This is a genomic window from Arthrospira sp. PCC 9901 (assembly GCF_059013425.1).
In genome coordinates this window covers 2,106,239-2,124,161 of the sequence record NZ_CP102296.1, presented here as the reverse complement: position 1 = coordinate 2,124,161, position 17,923 = coordinate 2,106,239, and the positions used below count along the sequence as shown (strand labels likewise).

Sequence of the window (17,923 nt, the reverse complement as noted above, 5' to 3'; positions counted from 1 at the left end):
GTATTTGTCCCCTAGTCTAGTCAACCTAATTTCTGCCATACTTGACCAGGGCCAGATATTTCCTGAGTCAAGTTAGCCTGGAACTGCCCTAAATCCCAAATCTTTGATAAGATACCCCCATAACCGATAATAAACAGGCGCAACCAGCGCAACTGTGGTTCTGGCTAACACCGGAACCAATTATAGGACACCCAACAGCGGCGAGTCAGGATGGAATGGCATATCACCGATGCCCAAAGTTTGGGTATCATCGATCGCGAAATCGGTACTCATGTGTTTTCACCCGCAGAGTACGAAATTGTCCGGCGGGTGATTTACACCACAGCCGATTTTGAATATAAAAGCCTTGTGCGCTTTTCAGACCAAGCCCTGCAAGCCGGAGCAGCGGCCCTAGCTGCCCGTACTACAATTATAGTAGATGTACCCATGGTGCAGGTGGGTATCACTCCCCAAATTTTGTCAACCTTTGCTAATCCAGTGTACTGTTCCCTGGACACAGTGACTCGACCCCAACGGGAAAAAAGTCGCACGGCTTGGGGTATTCAAACCCTAGCGAAACGTTATCCAGAGGGAATTTTTGTGATTGGTCAGGAACAAACGGCCCTATCAGCCTTAGTAGATTTAATTGAGGCTGAGGAAATTAAACCCGCCTTAGTGATTGCTACGCCATCGGGGTTTGTGGGGGCGGATGTAGCCAAATCGCGCTTAAATGATTCTATGGTATCTCATATCCGTATAGACGGCCGCAAGGGTAGTTCAGTGGTCGCTGTAGCCATAGTTAATGGCTTGGTAGACCTAGCTTGGCAAGCCTACGGGAGAAATGAGTCAGGGGGGAGTTAATCATAGGCCTGCTGACGGGGAGAAGGACTCCGACGAGGCGATCGCGATTGGGGACGACCATAACGCGATCGCATCTCCCGGGTAATTTCCATAAACATATCCCGCCGCAAATAGGGATATGACCCCACCCAAATATTTTGGCTAGGAATATACACATCAGACACCTCATTAATACTGCTGAGGTCATCCAGGTAGGAAGTTACCAACATCACCGCCACCTGACCCCGACTCAGTCGTTTATGGTTGCGGTTAAGGGGGGCTTCAATTTTCACCACAAACCCGGTTTTATCCCCCACTTCTACATTAATCCGCCGCTCTAAGTTTTCAATGATAATTAAATCACCTTTAGAGTTAACCGATTCTTGCTCATTAGTCACCGCTTCCGAAATATAATAATCCAAAACTTTGCCCTGCCAAAATCCACAATAGGGATATTTGCGAAACTGGCGATTTCGTATACTAGCATCCCAAATGGGACCCCACAGCCAGTACAAAGCAAACATCACCAAAGGAATTAACAAAATTTGCCTGCCTTCAAATTGTACTGATAACTCCACTAAGGCGAGAATTAACGTCCCCACAGCGGACACTAACAATCTTCTGATGAATTGTGATGGCTTCCCCCAAAAGTGTTGATACTGTTCGCTAGTAGCCACAGCCGGAACCAGTTCATGGAAAGTTTGACGGGTGAGTGGAATTAGCATATAATTAGCACCATAAATGAGCAAAGCCTAATCGAAGCCAGGGCGGGTAGTAATTAATCATCCATTATCCATTATCCATGATTAATTATCGATTATCCATGATTAGAGAATTTTCTCTAATCCATAAACCAGACTTTTCAGTGATAAGACTTGACGAATTGCCAGCAAGACACCGGGCATATAGCAACCGCGATCGGTGGTATCATGGCGGAGGGTATAAATTTGACCAGCCGCCCCAAAAATTACCTCTTGGTGAGCAATCAAACCGGGTAAACGGACACTATGAATGCGGATTTGTTCATCAGCGATCGCACCTCTAGCACCGGGTAATTGTTCCGTTTCTTTAACTTGGCTTTGGTTATAGGTTTTCCCGAACTCTGCCAGCATTTGCGCGGTTTTAACCGCCGTGCCGCTAGGTGCATCAGCCTTTTGATTATGGTGTAACTCAATAATCTCTACATGGTCAAAATATTGAGAAGCAGCGATCGCCGCCTGTTGTAAAAGTACAATGCCGATGCAAAAATTAGGGACCAATAAACATCCCATGCTGGCTTTATCAGCAAATTCGGCTAAATCCTGAATTTTGGCTTCACTTAACCCAGTAGTCCCCACCACCGGACGGACACCATAGGCGATCGCCGCCCGAATATTGTCATATACTGAGTCTGGGTGGGTAAAGTCCACCATCACGGCTGGCTGCTTTTCCTGAGCCGCCATAACCAGCATTCCTTCGCGATCGTTTGTAATCGGGATCTCTAAAGGTTCAATCCCCGCGAGACTTCCAGCATCTTCATTCAGATAAGCCGGATTTTTATCAATGGCCCCCAACAGCGTCATATCCTGTGCAGCAGCCACCGCTTTGACCACTTCTCGACCCATTTTACCGCCAGCACCATTGACCACCACTGGAATTGGAAATTGACCTACCATGACTTTAAACCAGAAATATCCTTTATTAGACTATCAAACCATTTTGTGTCTATCCAGGCTAGAGCACTGCCCCATCGAAATTGGTATGATAGAATCAGGTAGTCCATTTCTGCTGATTAATGCTGCGTCACAACTCTGGTTCCCAATGGTCACCGCTATCTAAATGGCGATTGCTAGTCTTACGGATGACTCCGCCATTGTGGTTGATTATCAGCCTCACCAGCACCTTATTATTAACTGGTATTAAACTCAGGGGAGATTTGCAACCCGTAGAATTGAGGTTGTTTGACGGGTTAGTTCGCCTCCGACCCGAATTGGAACCTGATGACCGGATTTTGATTGTCGCTATTACTGAATCAGATATTGCCGCCCAAGAACAATGGCCCATGTCTGATGCCGTATTAGCCCAAGTTTTAGCTAACCTACAACAGCATCAACCCAGAGCGATCGGTTTAGATATATATCGGGATCTACCTCACCCACCCGGTAGCGCCGAACTAAGTCAACAGTTCCAGGCTCCTAATATATTTGGGATTACCAAAATTGGCAACCCCGACAATCCCACTATTCCCCCCCCTCCTCAACTACCACCCAAGCAAATTGGCTTTAATGACCTAATTCTCGACCCAGACGGAGTAGTGCGCCGCCAACTCTTATTTGCTGAATCTCAGGGAAACACCTTTTTTTCCCTGGGTTTACGATTAGCACTACATTACCTAAAATTTGAGGGTATCGAACCCCAAAATTATCAGCAAAACCCCGAATATATGGAGTTAAATAATCGGGTATTTGTGCCGTTAAGGTATCATCATGGGGGCTACTCCAATATTGACGATCGCGGTTATCAAATCCTGCTCAACTATCGGGGAGTTCAACCCGCACCCGTCGTCACCTTGAGCGAAGTTTTGGCCGCTACAGTTTACCCAGATTTAATCACTGATAAAATTGTCTTAATCGGAGCCACCGCCCCCAGTATTAAAGACGAATTTTTTACCCCCTATAGTGTCAGGGAATCAACCGCACCGAAAATGCCAGGGGTTTTTATTCATGCCAATATAGTTAGTCAGATTTTGGGGGCAGATTCTGGCAATTCTCCGGCTAATAATTTATTCTGGTTTTTGCCTCTGTGGGTAGAACTTATCTGGTTGACTCTTTGGGGAATTGGCGGCGGTTTTCTGGCTTGGCGTATCCACCATCCAGGAATGCAAGGATTGTACTTTTTCCTGGGGATATTCACGATTTTTGGCGCTACCTACGTCCTGTTTTTATTCAATGCTTGGATTCCCCTAGCCTCTCCGGTTTTAGCCCTGACTTTAGCCGCTACTGGGGTGATTGCTTATAAACAAATTCATAACTTCCTGCATGATTCCTTAACCGGATTGCCTAATCGTTCCCTATTTCTCGATCGCACTCAACAAGCGATCGCCTACTCTCAACGGAATAAATCTATCTGTGGCGTATTATTTATTAATGTTGATAATTTCCGCCTAATTAATGACAGCTTAGGAGATTTAGCCGGAGATCAACTGCTCATCCAATTGGTAGAAAGACTCAAAACCTCCGTCAGATTAGGGGATACTATAGCACGTTTAGGCGCTGATGAATTTGCCATTCTGCTGCGGAATTTAAAATCAGTAAATAATGCCACAATCGTGGCTGAACGTATCCAAAAAGCCTTACTTTCTCCCTTTATTCTCAATGGTCATGAGGTATTTAAAACCGTGAGTATTGGCATTGCTTTAGCCGATACAGCCGAAACTCGCGCCGAAGATTTACTCCGTAATGGTAATACCGCCATGCTGCGGGCTAAATCTCTCAAAAATATTCGATATCAAGTATTTGAACGCACTATGCAGGTCGGTGGTTTGGATCGCCTGCAATTAGAAACTGATCTGCGTTTAGCCGTAAGCCGTGGGGAATTTGTCATGTATTATCAACCTGTAATTTCCCTAAAAACTGGCGAAATTGTCGGCTTTGAAGCCTTAGTGCGTTGGCAGCATCCTCGTCAAGGTTTGGTGACACCAGAACGGTTTTTAAAAGTCGCTAAAGAAACCGGATTAATTATTCCTATTGGTCGCTGGGCTATGCAAGAGGCTTGTCATCAATTGGCAATTTGGCAGCAGTCCCTAAAATCAGATTGTCAGATTATTGTGGGCGTTAATTTATCAGGCAGACAGTTTATTCACCCTGATTTAGTTGACGAAATTAAGGGAATTATTCAAGATTCAGGTATTGACCCCAGTGGCTTGCGATTGGAGATTACAGAAAGCGTGATTATGGATGATGTCGAAGCTACTATTCGCCTACTTCATCAGTTGAAGAATTTGCAAATCAAGTTAAGTATTGATGATTTTGGCACCGGGTTTTCCTCCCTAGGTTATTTACCTCGTTTTCCCGTGGATGTCCTGAAAATTGACCGCTCATTTATTGCTCATATTGGGGAAGCTACCGAGGTGGAAAATTTGGCAATTGTCAGAACTATTTTGATGTTGGCACAAGCCTTAAATTTAGATGCGATCGCCGAAGGAGTAGAAACCTTTGAACAATTGGAACAATTGCGATCGCTCGGTTGTGAATATGCTCAAGGTTACTATTTCCAAAGACCTATATCTGCTGACGATGCTACACAATTCTTTACATCTCATCCCCATTGGTAAATACCTTTTCGGGAACCAATCCCTTAATCTTTACGTCAACGGATAGGTTGATTTTTTGACTACCTATTTGATTTAGGTCACAAATATCTAGGAGTTTAGTATTTTGATGTCATGGTTCATTCTGCTTCTATTCTCACCGTAGGCGATCCTGCCCCCTGGTTCAGTTTGCCCGACTCCAACGGCAAAAATATTGTTCTCCGTTCCCATGCCGGGAAACCAATTCTGTTAGTATTTTATGCAGGGGATCAGATCTCAGAATGCGAAAAAATCGCTTGTCGATTGCAGGATATTATGTCAATGTGCGATCGCTTTGATCTTCAGATTTTTAGCATCAGTCTCAACCACCCCTCAACTCGCAAAACCTTCGCCGAAAATCATCACCTTACCTATTCCTTACTCTCCGATTTAAAAGGAGAAGTTAGCACCAGATACGGAGCCTATATTTGCGACGGAAAAAATAGCAACACCATCGTTTATAACCGTGTCGCTTTCCTGCTTGATCGCAGTCTTCGCATTCTCAAAATTTACCCATTACATCCCCTCGAAGAATTTACCCAAAAATTCCTAGGAGAAATTCAAGATTTAGTCGCCCAAGAACCTCCTCGACTCATTGAAATGCAGGCTCCTGTCTTGCTAATTCCTAAAGTTTTGGATTTACGTTTCTGTCGGGAACTGATCAAGATTTGGGAAACTCAAGGTAATGATGAATCCGGGTTCATGAAAAGAGAGGGAGAAAAAACCGTCGGCTACGTTGACCCCAGTTTCAAGCGACGGCGCGATCACTTTATACAGGACGGACCTGTTAAAAATTACATCGATTCTATTATGCAGCGGCGGGTATTTCCAGAAATTCTGCAAGCCTTTCAATTCCAACTAACTCGCCGTGAATGCTACAAAATAGGCTGCTATGATAGTGAATCAGGGGGCTTTTTCCGACCCCATCGAGACAACACCACTGGGGGAACTTTCCATCGGCGATTTGCGATGACTATTAACCTTAATACTGAAGAATACGAAGGGGGTTGTTTAAGATTTCCTGAACACGCACCCCATTTGTATAAACCTGCCACAGGAGATGCTATCATATTTTCATGTTCTACCATGCACGAGGCTACTGATGTGACATCAGGGCGACGTTTTGCCTTGCTTTCTTTCTTCTATGGTGATGAAGATGCCGAAAGACGCAATGCTTACGAAAACCGGGTCAGAAATGATTACAGTCGTGTCATTAAGCTGAATGCTTAATTAAGCATCATTTGGGGGGCTAACTTAGCTCCCTATTTGATCAAGTTTAATCAGGGTGATCATTATATGAAAGTTCTAGAACAGTCCCCATCTCTGAAAGCCAAATTTAAACAAAATATTAATCGCAAAGTATCCAGCCAACGGGAGGAAGCTAGTCAGGCTTGGGGTGGTGGTTTCTTGGGGATGATAGGCGCAGGAGTATTTGAATTTAAACAAATCCGAAATCAAGTTAAGGGTAGTTTAGGGGAAAATTTAATTGCTCTGTTGCTGATGACATTTCCTGACAATTGGGTATTATTTAAAAATGCTCTGATTCCTGCTACTGCTGGCAGTTTAACAGAAATTGATTTGCTATTGATTGGGAACCGAGGTATTTTTTTAATTGAAGTGAAAACCTGGAAGGGTTCCTTGGCGGGAAATCAAGATAACTGGAAACGGCGCGAGGGTTCCCAGTGGGTTCCTGTATCTAACAGTCCTACTTCCCAAAGTCTCTATCATCAACAGACGTTTCAGCGGTGGATTTTTTCAGAAATCCCTGGCTTACCTACTGATTGTATCACTGCGCCTGTGGTTTTTCCTATAGCTAAATGGGTGGGGGCTAAAAATTGTTCTGTGCCAGTTTTAACCAGTATGACAGATTTGATATCCATGATCTGGAAATCTCCCGAATATCTGACAGATGAACAGGTTTTGAGGATTAGTAAACATATCCAAGAATATGAATTTTTACCGGTATCTAAACCGCAACCGCAACCGCAACCAGAAACGAAGCCTAAGCCTAAGCCTAAGCCTCGCAATTCTCAACCGGAACCGGAACCTAAGCCTAAACCTAAGCCTAAGCCTAAGAAGCCTAAGCCTAGGTTAAAAAAAGATATGTAAAATCAATTTTTGATGATGACCTCACCACTGCTACAAGTTAACAATTTGGAAACTCGTTTTATTACTAATGATGGGGTAGTTAAGGCTGTTAATGGCATTTCCTATCATATTAATCCTGGGGAAACTCTTGGCATTGTCGGGGAATCGGGTTCGGGGAAAAGTGCCGGGGTGTTATCAATTTTGCGGCTAATTTCTGACAATTCTGGCGGGATTACCGGGGGGGAGATTTGGTTTGAAAATCTGGATTTACTTAAATTAAATAAATCGGCATTAAGAAAAATTCGGGGTAACCATATTTCCATGATTTTTCAAGACCCGATGACGTGCTTAAATCCGGTTTTAACTATTGGTAAACAAATTACGGAGGCTATACAATTACATTGCGGCGCGACTAAATTAGAGGCAGAAAAACAGGCGATCGCACTTTTAGAAAAGGTGGGTATATCACCAGCAAAACGCCGACTTGGTAGCTATCCCCATCAATTATCTGGGGGAATGCGACAGCGAGTTATGATGGCGATCGCTTTAGCCTGTCATCCCAAATTATTAATTGCTGATGAACCGACAACGGCTTTAGATGTCACTGTCCAAGCCCAAGTTATTGAGATGATTCAACAGTTGCAAAATGAAATGGGAATGGCGGTAATTTGGATTACCCATGATTTAGCACTTTTGGCGAGATTTGCCGATCGCATTTTAGTCATGTATGCAGGTCAAATTGTGGAAGAAGCGCCGGTTAATCAACTCTATAAGCATCCTCGTCACCCCTACACAATGGGATTGTTAAAAAGCCTCCCCCGTCCTGACTGCGACATGGGAGAGACTCTCGCGGCTATCCCAGGGACTCCCCCAGATTTGATTAACTATCCTCAAGGTTGCCCGTTTGCGCCTCGATGTCAATATCCGATCGACCGTTGTTTTCAGGAAGATCCGGTTTTAGAATTAGTTGCCACCCATCATCAAGTCGCCTGTTGGGTTAAACCATGACTTGACAAAAGGATGATTTTATGCTAGTTAAAATCTATCTATTTTCTTGGAATGTTTGAGACCTGATGGTTGCCAAAACACAGCCCAGTAACCCAGAAACCGATACCCTATTAAGGGTTGATAATTTGCAGGTACACTTTCCGGTCACTGGGGGGATATTTCGACAGAAACAGGTAGGGATAATTAGGGCAGTAGATGGGTTAACATTTGCCATAAAACGGGGTGAAACTCTTAGTTTAGTTGGGGAGTCTGGCTGCGGGAAAAGCACCACAGGTAAAGCGATTTTACAGCTTCAACCTCCCACAGGTGGCCGGGTTTATTTTAATGATATTGAACTGACTAAATTAGAACCCGAAAAGTTGCGAGTTATGCGCCGCCAAATGCAGATAATTTTCCAAGACCCCTACGCCTCCCTAAATCCGCGTATGACCATTAAAAAAATCATTGGGGAACCCCTATTAATTCATGGATTAGCTAAGGGTGAATCCCTGATTCATCGAGTGGAAGAGTTATTAGAATTAGTGGGACTAAATCGGCAATTTATTAATCGTTATCCCCACGAGTTTTCGGGTGGTCAAAGACAGCGAATAGCTATAGCTAGGGCTTTAGCGGTTGACCCGGATTTTTTGGTCTGTGATGAACCGATCGCCTCTTTGGATGTTTCTATTCAAGCACAGGTAGTGAATTTAATGCGATCGCTACAAAAACGCCTAAATTTAACCTATCTATTTATCGCCCATGATTTAAGTGTAGTCCGCTACATTTCCAGTCGGGTAGCAGTCATGTATTTAGGTAAAATCGTCGAAATAGGGGAGTGCAATTCTGTCTATGATTATCCCCTTCATCCCTATACTAAAGCCTTACTTTCTGCTGTCCCTATTCCTGACCCAGAAATCGAAGCCAAACGGGAAAGAATTATCCTGAAAGGAGATGTTCCCAGCCCTTTATTACCCTCCTGTGGATGTCGATTTTATAGCCGCTGTCCTTCCGCGCATTTAGTTGGCGATCGCTGTCGGGTCGAGGAACCCCAATTGCGAGAAATTAATCCCGGACATTTTGTTTCCTGTCATCTATGGGATTCCCAAAACCCTCCATAACCCTAGGATTCTGTAGTGTGACCAGCTTTAGCGATCGCCGCCTTTAGCGCCGCCTCAGAAGCCGTTGCTTCCACAGTCACCACCTTTGTATTTAAGTCAATATTGACAGTAGCATCACTATCAACACTATGAATAGCCTTGGTTACACTGTTAGCACAAGCATCACAAACCATTGAAGAAACCGTAAGTTTTATGGTCATAACTAGCCTCGCAAAATACTCGCAAAATACCTGTATAGTATAGCATTACCCTAGGATTTTACCATTATCTTCACAGAAATATCCTCAAATCGAGGTAAATATCATAACCTGATACCCGCCGAATCACACTAATAGGCTATAATGGTAAATATCCACCCCTAATCAATGTTAAATTCTAGTCTTAGGTCACATCATGTCCCTAGTTCCTCCTAATGATATCAGACAAAAAATTCGAGAAATGGTCGCCAATTCTCAATCCCATCCTACCGCATGGTTTGAAACCCTTTATGCTGAATCCCAAGGCGACCCATCCTTGATTCCTTGGGCTACCTTAGCGACTCATCCCCAACTAGAAAAATGGCTAGAAAATCAGGCAATTGAGGATAATAATAAAACCGCTTTAGTGTTAGGTTGCGGGTTAGGAGATGATGCAGAAGCCTTAGCAGATTTTGGCTTTCAGGTGACGGCTTTTGATATTTCTCCAACAGCGATCGCTTGGTGTCGCCAAAGGTTTCCTAATTCTCAGGTAAATTATACAGTCGCGGATTTATTAGACCCCGATCCTAACTGGCTAGAAAAGTTCGATTTTGTACTCGAATCTCGGATTACTCAATCCATGCCTTTGCCAGTCAGATCCCAAGCAATTAAGGCGATCGCCAATCTGGTAGCCCCCCATGGTATTTTATTGTTAATTACCCGATTTCGTGACACCGAAGCCGCACCGGACGGCCCCCCATGGCCTTTGTCCGAGGCAGAATTATCGGCATTTAAAACCTGCGGCTTGACCGAAATCAATCGCCATAAATTTGTCGCCGAAAACCGTCCTGATGCCCAGCAATTATGTATTGAATATCGGAAAGATGTTTTTTAATCAATAAATGAACCATTCAGTTAATCCCGAAACCCAATCATTTCTCAATCATGTATCGGCAGCTAATCACCCCCCAATTAGTGCCATGGAACCCGCCGAATTGAGAAACCTTAATAAGATGTTTGTTAAAGCCAGTCACCCACCGGAAGCGATCGCCAAAGTCGAAAATCGCACCATTGCGGGTCCCGCTGGAGAATTACCAATCCGCATTTACACCCCCAAGGGAAATCAACCTTTTCCGGTTCTAGTTTATTTTCACGGTGGCGGTTATGTAATCGGTAATTTAGACATGGTAGATAGTATTTGTCGCAGCCTCGCCAATGGCGCAGAATGTGTGGTTATATCAGTAGACTATCGCCTAGCACCAGAACATCCATTTCCAGCCGCCATTGAGGATGGTTTTACCGCGACTGAGTGGGTTTTTAATCAGGCTAAAACTTGCAACTGGGATAGCGATCGCATTGCGGTGGGGGGAGAAAGTGCGGGGGGAAATTTAGCGGCGGTGGTAGCCTTAAAACGGCGAGATCAAAAACTAGCCCCCCTAGTTTATCAATTGTTAATTTATCCCATAACTCAGATAGAAATTGATAGCGAATCTCGCCGCCTATTTGCGGAAAATTACTTTCTGAGAACGGATGATATTAAGCATTTGTGCAGTTTTTATATCACCAACCCTGCCGATAAAAATAATCCATATTCTTCCCCCTGTTAGCGGAAGATTTATCAAATTTGCCTCCCGCTTTGATTATCACGGCGGAATTAGACCCCCTACGCGATGAGGGACAGGCTTATGGCGATCGCCTCCAAAAAGCCGGAGTTCCCGTGAAAATATCTTGCTATCCAGGAACCATTCATGCTTTCATTAATTTAGCCGGATTTATCAGTCAAGGACAGGAAGCACTAGCCGAATGTGCGATCGAATTAAAACAGAGATTTTCCCATAAAAGCTAATCCCATTTATTCTGCGCCAATTGACCCGAATTTAATCATCAGCCAGAGGTGATAATTAATCATGGCAACCCTAAATTTCCACACCACCAACACCACCTTCCGCCAACTTCTGGGTAATGGCTTAATCTATCATGTACCTCCCTTTCAGCGTGACTATTCCTGGGGAAATGACGAATGGGACGACCTGTGGCAAGATCTGACTGCTTTATTTGAAGAAGATAGCGAACCCGCTCATTATATGGGCTACCTCGTGCTACAATCATCTGATAGCAAACACTTCGATATTATTGATGGTCAACAACGAATGACTACCATCAGTATTATGATCCTGGCTGGTTTGTCTTATTTACAAGATTTAGTTAAGGCGGACTTGGATGCACTCAACAACAGTCGCCGCCAATACCAACTGCAAAATAGCTACATTGGTTATGTCGATCCCGTCACCCTCATTCCCCAATCAAAACTCAGACTAAATCGCCATAATGATCGTTTTTATCAAACCTACTTGGTTCCCCTCGAACCCCTCCCCCAACGAGGTCTAAAAGCCTCCGAACATCAACTACGCCAAGCCTTTATTTGGTTTAAAGAAAAAATCAGACTCCGACTGGGAAATCAATCTGATAGTGGACAAAATTTTGCGGCTTTTATTGATTCCCTAGTAGACAAACTCTTTTTTACTGTGATCACCGTTACAGATGAATTGAACGCTTTTAAGGTTTTTGAAACTCTCAACGCCAGAGGGGTGCGTCTTTCCGCCACGGATCTACTCAAAAACTATGTCTTCTCACTAATTAATAACGCAGATACTCATGAGCTAGAAATGCGTAGCCTAGAAGATAAATGGGAGAGGATTGTTGGTTTATTGGGTAGTGAGAGTTTCCCGGAATTTCTGCGTATTTTTTGGAATAGTCGCCATAGACTTGTCCGTAAATATGATCTGTTCAAAACCATTCGACGACAGGTGAAAAGCCGTAAAGATGCCTTTGGCTTAGTCCGCAGTTTGGAGCATGATGCTGGAGTGTATGCGAGTCTTGGAGACCCATATTATGCCAGTTGGAAACCCGAGGAAAAACCAGCATTAAAGCAACTATTAATGTTTCGTGTGCGTCAGCCTTTGGCAATACTTTTAGCTTGTTATCATCAATTTTTTGACAACGATAGAGATGCCTTTACCCGCATCCTGAAAGCGATCGCTGTGATTTCATTTCGCTATAATGTTATTTGCAACTTGCAGACCTATGAACAAGAACGTTTGTATAATGAGATTGCTGTGAAGGTTTCCCATGGTCACTATAAGACTGCTGAGGAAGTTTTGGCGGCGCTGGGTGTTGTGTATCCAGATGATAATCAGTTTAAGGGAGCTTTTACTGAAAAAGAACTCCGCACTACCGACACCCGCCATAAGAAAATTGTCCGCTATATTCTCTTTGAAATTGAGAAACAGCGCTCCGGGAAAGCGTTTGATTTTGAGAGTTCCACCTATAATTTAGAGCATATTCTCCCGGAAAATCCCTCGGATGCCTGGGCTTATATCGAGGAAAGTAAACAGGAACGCTTAATCTACCGCCTCGGTAATATGACCCCCCTCGAAGCGACTAAAAACTGTGAAGTTGGGAATCAGGATTATGGGACTAAGCGGGATGTTTATGCGGAGAGTGATTTTCAAATTACTAAAGCGATCGCTGAACATTATGATACCTGGGATGAACATAAAATTGAGTCTCGGCAAAAGCGATTGGCTGCCATAGCTGCTGGCATTTGGCGCATTGGGTAAATTGACAAGATCAGCGACTAAATTCTTTAACGTAAAATTTGCTGAATCATCTGATTGGCTTGGGAACCATAACCGCCACCAAATAGGTTAAAATGATTCAAAATATGGTAGAGATTGTAAAGAATTTTGCGGCGAGAATAACCGGAGTCTAAAGGGTAAACTTGATTATAACCCTGATAAAATGCGGGGGAAAATCCGCCAAATACTTCGGTCATGGCGAGATCAACTTCTCGATCGCCAAAATAGGCAGCCGGGTCAAAAATGACTGGTTCTCCATCATTGGTAACAGAGGCATTACCCCCCCATAAATCCCCATGAACTAAAGCAGGTTTAGGGTGATGACCGGACAACAATTCTGGTATTTTGTCAAGTAGGCGATCGCTATTTTCAAACGATCCTCCCCGCCGTCTCGCGAGTTTCAGTTGATAACCAATGCGATGATCTCGCCAAAATTCTCCCCAGTCAGTCGTCCAGGTATTAATTTGGGGAGTTGATCCGATAGTGTTGTTGATATCCCAACCAAATTGCTGAGATCCGGGATAGTCTCGCGGGGGAGTCCACTGGTGTAGTCGCGCCAATTGTCGCCCCATTTTCTCCATAGCCTGAGAATTGCTACGACCCCCTAGCTCTAACCATTCTAGGACGATATAAGCAGAATTGCCAGCAGTACCCCAACAAATGGGTTTAGGGACGCGAATAGTTTGGGTTTCCCACATTTGTTTAACTCCCAAGGCTTCCGCTTCAAACATGGCAACTTGAGAGGCGCTATTGAGTTTCACAAAATAGCTGCGATCGCCATTAGTAAGGCGATATCCCTGGTTAATGCAGCCGCCACCTACAGAAGTAGGGTTGTTGGCTTTAAAGGTTTGGGAGGTAGCAGTGGTTATGTGTTCGCAAATTTGATTCCACATGGTAATTTTTAGCGATCGCTTTCAGTCTATATTTTAGATCAACTGTGACTCAGCTCTGAATAACCCATTGGGATTATGGGAATTTCTGCCATGAAATCGAGGAGCATATTTTAGGCGATCGCCTTAATTCCCCATAACACCAAAGGCAGAGTTAGGAATGATAATATAGTAGAAACTACCACCACGCGAGCGGTGCGTACTTGGTCGCCGCCAAATTCATTAACCATCAGAAAAGCCGTGATAGCTGTTGGCATAGCACTCTGTAAAATTAACACCTGTAAATCTAAATCACTCAGTCTTAATAATGAACCGACACTATAGGCAATAATCGCACCACCGATTAATCTGAGAAAACTGGCTCCCACTTCATAAAGGCTAATTTTCCACTGACTTTCGGCAATTTCTAAGCCCAACAATAACAAGCCGAGGGGAATAGCCGATTCCGCCACCAAATTCAATCCATCATCAATATTAAAAGGTAATTTTATCTGAAGTGCGTAAAGTACCAAAGCCGCGATAATTGACCAAAATAGCGGTAATCTGAGGGTAAATTTTAAGGACGATTGCCAACCTCCCCCTTTGATGATAGCTGGCGCTGTGATTAAAACCACTAAATTCCAGGCGATTAAATAAACAATCGCCCTTTCTAGTCCGGCTTCTCCTAAAGCTAAGAGGGTGACAGATAACCCCATATTGCCAACATTTGATAGGGAGGTGGTGGCAATTAAACTTTTTTCCGTTGACCGAGACAGGTTTAAATAACGTGCGATCGCCAAAGCTACCAAACACAATAATATATAAGTCAAAATAAACCCTATCCCAATTCCCGCCATATTTTGGGGGGTAAGAGTGGTTCTATATAGTGTGTCAATAATCAGTATGGGAAACAGAACATACAGCAGCAAACGGGAGATGGTTTGGCGATCTATGATCAGGGTTTTCCCGGCAATAAAACCAATCAGAACAATGCACCCAACGGGGATAACAGCAGAAAATAAAGCAATCATCAAAGGTAGTAAAGGCTGCAAAAAACAGCCAGATCTGATCTGACTGCTATACTTTGGCGATAGTCTAACGCAACTTTCGACAATTGGGGAAGGTTAATGGGTGATTCACGTAAACCTCTTGGGAGCGTGGAAGCCCCGTGTCTTTAGACCGGGGAGGAAACGCGACAGGGGGACTTTAGTCCCCGTCAATCTTTCAAGCATAGGCGTAACCATCCTTCCTGTGAATGGGTTGGCAGTATTTGTGGCTGATGCCTGCCACCCGTACCGAAGCGGTGGTAATATCAAAACTACCAGACGCACGGCAGAGAACCCGTCCTAGATATGAGCCAATTTTCTTCCCCGCTGTGACCAGTGCCGTCACCATGTCGCCAGTCTGAAAGCCTTTATGAATTTGCCTCCTGGAGCGGTGACGAGTAGGGAATCCGTACTTATTCGTCCCGCACATCTGACGGGTTCCATGCCCCTTTGCTAAAATCAGCAACGGTTTTGAAGTCAGAACTTCGAGTGATTCGACTGGTCCAACACAGGCAGCATCAAGCCAGTGAGCTTTAGGTAGGTTGAGCCTCAGTCGATTGAACTTCGTTTGTCCGCCCGTTCCTGTGGTAACTGGGAGTCCTGTTGCTTTGAGAGCCTTGAACAAGGCCCATCGGGTCGAGTTAACGGCAGCCGCATCTTTAAGGGGTGATTTGGCCTGCCTGAGAAGACGACTCAGGACATCAGGCTGGCCCGATAAAAAATCCCGAATGTCCCCATTGCCTTTGGCTTGATTGCATGAGTGGCAAGCCATCGTCAGGTTAGAAACCCGGTCAGAGCCACCCTTAGACCGAGGCTGGATATGCTCAACTTCGAGTGGTACATTTTGAGCCCCACAGTAAGCACAGGTTCTGCCCCACTTTTCCAACAGGTATTCCCTGATTTCATAGCCTTGTAATTCTCCCTGCTGATACTCAACACCTGATATCTCAGGGTTTTCCATCAATTGCAGGTCGAACCGTACTAGCTCTTGGGTAATGCGGCCAACTGGGGCAAGTCTACGAAATCGGTGAACCCAGGTCATTAGAGTATCTACTCGATGCTGCAAGCTGGGAGCTAACCAACCCTTGCTCCGAGTCCTATTCAAGAACCGAGCTGGTCGATATCGGGTCTTGCGGTTTCGTCGAGAACGTCGGAGTTGACGACGAGAGAGCAATGCTTCTTTAATCTGCTGTCCTCGGTGCTGCAACTCGGCAGCAAAGATAATATGATTCCCTTGCTTTAAGGCAATTCCAGTGACTTTAGAGCCTGGGTCTAATTTGAGTTCGAGCGGTTCAGGATTAGCGTCAACCTCCTTGTTTAGAATAATGGTGAATGGGTAGCGTCGAAATACCGATGCTTTCCCCGCTTTGAGCAGTGATCGTGCTACCCCTGGCTTGCACGGTGTCAGGGGCTTGCGGTTGGTATCTAAAACGAAAATATGGTTAGACATTGTTGCGTCTGTTCTGATTGCTCGTAACGTTTGCGCTTGCGCTAACGCGCACGCTGCGCGAACGCTAATGTTCAGAGTCGGTACTTTCCAAATCGCACTGTCTTAACCCCTTAGAACTGTTTAACGATTTGGTTCTAGGGCCTGGAACTAGCACGCATTCCAGGGTAGGAACTTTAACTCTTGCTCTGAACGTAGCCAGTTAAGGCTTAAGCTGGTCAGCTACCTGAAAGCGGGGGGCACGAAGCCCCCGTGCTTCAGCCGGGGGTGCTGACTTCGTCATTAATACATTCCCTCAAAGGGTCCTAGGAAGGTGGGTTTAGGGCGAAGAATATGGACTTGGACAACAGCTTTGACAACGGCTAGAAGTTCTCGCCGGGTATAGAATCGCATGGAATCATCCCGAAATTTGCCCCAGTCCGGTGTCCCAAAACCGATCGCATCAATCCCTAAACGATTGCATATATACACCGCACGGGGTAGGTGATATTGTTGGGTGATTAGTACCGCCGTCTCGATGCCAAAAATTTCCCTGGCGCGATAACAGCTTTCGTAGGTACTAAATCCCGCATAGTCCAGGCGAATGTCGTTTGCGGGAACTCCTTGGTCGATCGCATATAGCTGCATGGCCACTACCTCATTATATTCGGGAGTGCCATTGTCTCCGGTCATTAAAATCTTTTCAACCCGTCCCAGTTTGTACAGGTCGATCGCCCCCTGAATGCGATCGGCTAACATCGGTGTAGGGGTTCCATCCGCCCAAAGTCCCGCCCCAAACACGATCGCCACCGGTTTTTCAGGAACATCAGCGATCTCAGTATAGCGGCGAGTTTGGGTGATCAAGTTAATATATAAGTTCAGCACAAATGGCGTAAGCAGCCCGCCAATAACTGATAACACCAATAATAAACGCCAGTGTAGTATTAACCATTTGGGCAACATAGTTTCAATCTGAGCGTAGCAGTTCAACATTTTACCAAAAAATTGCCGTGGCCGGGGAGCCTAGCTAATTTTTATAATTTACCCTCCCAGAGGCCTAGTTTCAGCAACATTGCCTAAATATAAACTATTCCCAGATACCTGGAAAATCCCACACAGAGAGGTTTGGCAACAAATTTGCCAAAAATTTGGTGAAAGGGGTTGACATATATCCGATAACCTACTACTATTATTAATTGTGCGAGGGAAACAAGCGAGAGCGACTTTCCAGCCACCTCGAAAGATTTTAAGTCTTTCCTGGTGTCTATGGCTCAGTGGAACCACACCGATCCATCCCGAACTCGGATGTGAAACGCTGAAACGGCGAAGATACTTGGCGGGTAGCTGCCTGGGAAAATAGCAAGATGCCAGGATTAATATAAACTATAGCTTCCTTCCAGTGATAAACGGAGGGAGGCTTTAGTTTTTA

15 protein-coding genes, 1 rRNA gene and 1 pseudogene are annotated in these 17,923 nt (G+C 44.7%); 10 read left to right on the top strand and 7 right to left on the bottom strand.

The window, feature by feature from the left end; genetic code table 11:
* Positions 1 to 210: 210 nt before the first annotated feature.
* Complete coding sequence (locus NLZ44_RS09275) at positions 211 to 840, top strand: precorrin-8X methylmutase (RefSeq protein WP_006667872.1); 630 nt, start codon at positions 211 to 213, stop codon at positions 838 to 840.
* Here the strand turns inward: NLZ44_RS09275 and NLZ44_RS09270 are convergent.
* On the bottom strand, positions 837 to 1,544 hold the full coding sequence (locus tag NLZ44_RS09270; RefSeq protein WP_493752588.1) for a DUF8619 family protein: 708 nt from the start codon (positions 1,542 to 1,544) through the stop codon (positions 837 to 839). The two genes, NLZ44_RS09275 and NLZ44_RS09270, sit on opposite strands and share 4 nt — an antisense overlap.
* 102 nt (positions 1,545 to 1,646) lie before the next feature.
* The gene (gene dapB, locus NLZ44_RS09265; RefSeq protein WP_006621574.1) at positions 1,647 to 2,474 is read right to left on the bottom strand and encodes a 4-hydroxy-tetrahydrodipicolinate reductase; all 828 of its coding nucleotides are present in this window, start codon (positions 2,472 to 2,474) and stop codon (positions 1,647 to 1,649) included.
* Between the two features lie 119 nt (positions 2,475 to 2,593).
* Between dapB and NLZ44_RS09260 the strand changes: the two genes are divergently transcribed.
* From NLZ44_RS09260 to NLZ44_RS09240, 5 genes are all read left to right on the top strand, one after another.
* Positions 2,594 to 5,131 carry an EAL domain-containing protein gene (locus NLZ44_RS09260; protein WP_493752587.1) on the top strand — a complete coding sequence of 846 codons (2,538 nt, stop codon included), beginning with the start codon at positions 2,594 to 2,596 and terminating at the stop codon, positions 5,129 to 5,131.
* Between the two features lie 111 nt (positions 5,132 to 5,242).
* Positions 5,243 to 6,376, top strand: a complete 1,134-nt coding sequence (locus NLZ44_RS09255) for a redoxin domain-containing protein (protein ID WP_493752586.1) — start codon at positions 5,243 to 5,245, stop codon at positions 6,374 to 6,376.
* Positions 6,377 to 6,442: 66 nt separating this feature from the next.
* A complete protein-coding gene (locus NLZ44_RS09250) occupies positions 6,443 to 7,255 on the top strand; it encodes a nuclease-related domain-containing protein (protein ID WP_111891671.1) in 813 nt (270 codons plus the stop codon).
* 12 nt (positions 7,256 to 7,267) lie between these two features.
* A complete protein-coding gene (locus NLZ44_RS09245) occupies positions 7,268 to 8,242 on the top strand; it encodes an ABC transporter ATP-binding protein (RefSeq protein ID WP_493752585.1) in 975 nt (324 codons plus the stop codon).
* Between the two features lie 65 nt (positions 8,243 to 8,307).
* Positions 8,308 to 9,339 (top strand): ABC transporter ATP-binding protein, encoded by a 1,032-nt coding sequence (locus tag NLZ44_RS09240; protein ID WP_006621580.1) that lies wholly within the window; start codon positions 8,308 to 8,310, stop codon positions 9,337 to 9,339.
* Positions 9,340 to 9,341: 2 nt separating this feature from the next.
* On the opposite strand, the gene NLZ44_RS09235 is transcribed toward NLZ44_RS09240, so the two are convergent.
* On the bottom strand, positions 9,342 to 9,539 hold the full coding sequence (locus NLZ44_RS09235) for a heavy-metal-associated domain-containing protein (RefSeq protein ID WP_006667876.1): 198 nt from the start codon (positions 9,537 to 9,539) through the stop codon (positions 9,342 to 9,344).
* A gap of 193 nt (positions 9,540 to 9,732) precedes the next feature.
* Between NLZ44_RS09235 and NLZ44_RS09230 the strand changes: the two genes are divergently transcribed.
* The 3 genes and pseudogenes from NLZ44_RS09230 to NLZ44_RS09220 all read left to right on the top strand — a co-directional run bounded on the left by NLZ44_RS09230 (position 9,733) and on the right by NLZ44_RS09220 (position 13,135).
* A complete protein-coding gene (locus tag NLZ44_RS09230) occupies positions 9,733 to 10,410 on the top strand; it encodes a class I SAM-dependent methyltransferase (RefSeq protein WP_493752584.1) in 678 nt (225 codons plus the stop codon).
* Positions 10,411 to 10,417: 7 nt separating this feature from the next.
* Positions 10,418 to 11,278 (top strand): annotated as a pseudogene (locus tag NLZ44_RS09225) (alpha/beta hydrolase fold domain-containing protein); the annotation flags it as partial.
* A 144-nt stretch (positions 11,279 to 11,422) separates the two neighbouring features.
* Entirely contained in the window at positions 11,423 to 13,135 is a 1,713-nt protein-coding gene (locus tag NLZ44_RS09220) for a DUF262 domain-containing protein (RefSeq protein ID WP_493752583.1), read from the top strand.
* Positions 13,136 to 13,161: 26 nt separating this feature from the next.
* On the opposite strand, the gene NLZ44_RS09215 is transcribed toward NLZ44_RS09220, so the two are convergent.
* From NLZ44_RS09215 to NLZ44_RS09200, 4 genes are all read right to left on the bottom strand, one after another.
* The gene (locus tag NLZ44_RS09215; protein WP_493752582.1) at positions 13,162 to 14,046 is read right to left on the bottom strand and encodes a fructosamine kinase family protein; all 885 of its coding nucleotides are present in this window, start codon (positions 14,044 to 14,046) and stop codon (positions 13,162 to 13,164) included.
* 110 nt (positions 14,047 to 14,156) lie between these two features.
* On the bottom strand, positions 14,157 to 15,053 hold the full coding sequence (locus tag NLZ44_RS09210) for an AEC family transporter (protein ID WP_493752581.1): 897 nt from the start codon (positions 15,051 to 15,053) through the stop codon (positions 14,157 to 14,159).
* A 193-nt stretch (positions 15,054 to 15,246) separates the two neighbouring features.
* Positions 15,247 to 16,518 carry an RNA-guided endonuclease IscB gene (iscB, locus tag NLZ44_RS09205; RefSeq protein WP_493752580.1) on the bottom strand — a complete coding sequence of 424 codons (1,272 nt, stop codon included), beginning with the start codon at positions 16,516 to 16,518 and terminating at the stop codon, positions 15,247 to 15,249.
* A 279-nt stretch (positions 16,519 to 16,797) separates the two neighbouring features.
* Positions 16,798 to 17,487 (bottom strand): SanA/YdcF family protein, encoded by a 690-nt coding sequence (locus NLZ44_RS09200; RefSeq protein WP_493752579.1) that lies wholly within the window; start codon positions 17,485 to 17,487, stop codon positions 16,798 to 16,800.
* Positions 17,488 to 17,750: 263 nt separating this feature from the next.
* Between NLZ44_RS09200 and rrf the strand changes: the two genes are divergently transcribed.
* Positions 17,751 to 17,867 (top strand): 5S ribosomal RNA (rrf, locus tag NLZ44_RS09195).
* The last annotated feature ends 56 nt before the right edge of the window (positions 17,868 to 17,923 follow it).

Bases quoted from the DNA above. Each gene is read 5' to 3' on its own strand.
- NLZ44_RS09240 (WP_006621580.1), top strand. From the start codon at position 8,308: ATGGTTGCCAAAACACAGCCCAGTAACCCAGAAACCGATACCCTATTA.
- iscB (WP_493752580.1), bottom strand. From the start codon at position 16,518: ATGTCTAACCATATTTTCGTTTTAGATACCAACCGCAAGCCCCTGACA.
- NLZ44_RS09270 (WP_493752588.1), bottom strand. From the start codon at position 1,544: ATGCTAATTCCACTCACCCGTCAAACTTTCCATGAACTGGTTCCGGCT.
- NLZ44_RS09220 (WP_493752583.1), top strand. From the start codon at position 11,423: ATGGCAACCCTAAATTTCCACACCACCAACACCACCTTCCGCCAACTT.
- NLZ44_RS09260 (WP_493752587.1), top strand. From the start codon at position 2,594: ATGCTGCGTCACAACTCTGGTTCCCAATGGTCACCGCTATCTAAATGG.
- NLZ44_RS09235 (WP_006667876.1), bottom strand. From the start codon at position 9,539: ATGACCATAAAACTTACGGTTTCTTCAATGGTTTGTGATGCTTGTGCT.
- NLZ44_RS09250 (WP_111891671.1), top strand. From the start codon at position 6,443: ATGAAAGTTCTAGAACAGTCCCCATCTCTGAAAGCCAAATTTAAACAA.
- NLZ44_RS09275 (WP_006667872.1), top strand. From the start codon at position 211: ATGGAATGGCATATCACCGATGCCCAAAGTTTGGGTATCATCGATCGC.
- NLZ44_RS09215 (WP_493752582.1), bottom strand. From the start codon at position 14,046: ATGTGGAATCAAATTTGCGAACACATAACCACTGCTACCTCCCAAACC.
- NLZ44_RS09245 (WP_493752585.1), top strand. From the start codon at position 7,268: ATGATGACCTCACCACTGCTACAAGTTAACAATTTGGAAACTCGTTTT.
- NLZ44_RS09200 (WP_493752579.1), bottom strand. From the start codon at position 17,487: ATGTTGAACTGCTACGCTCAGATTGAAACTATGTTGCCCAAATGGTTA.
- dapB (WP_006621574.1), bottom strand. From the start codon at position 2,474: ATGGTAGGTCAATTTCCAATTCCAGTGGTGGTCAATGGTGCTGGCGGT.
- NLZ44_RS09210 (WP_493752581.1), bottom strand. From the start codon at position 15,053: ATGATTGCTTTATTTTCTGCTGTTATCCCCGTTGGGTGCATTGTTCTG.
- NLZ44_RS09230 (WP_493752584.1), top strand. From the start codon at position 9,733: ATGTCCCTAGTTCCTCCTAATGATATCAGACAAAAAATTCGAGAAATG.
- NLZ44_RS09255 (WP_493752586.1), top strand. From the start codon at position 5,243: ATGGTTCATTCTGCTTCTATTCTCACCGTAGGCGATCCTGCCCCCTGG.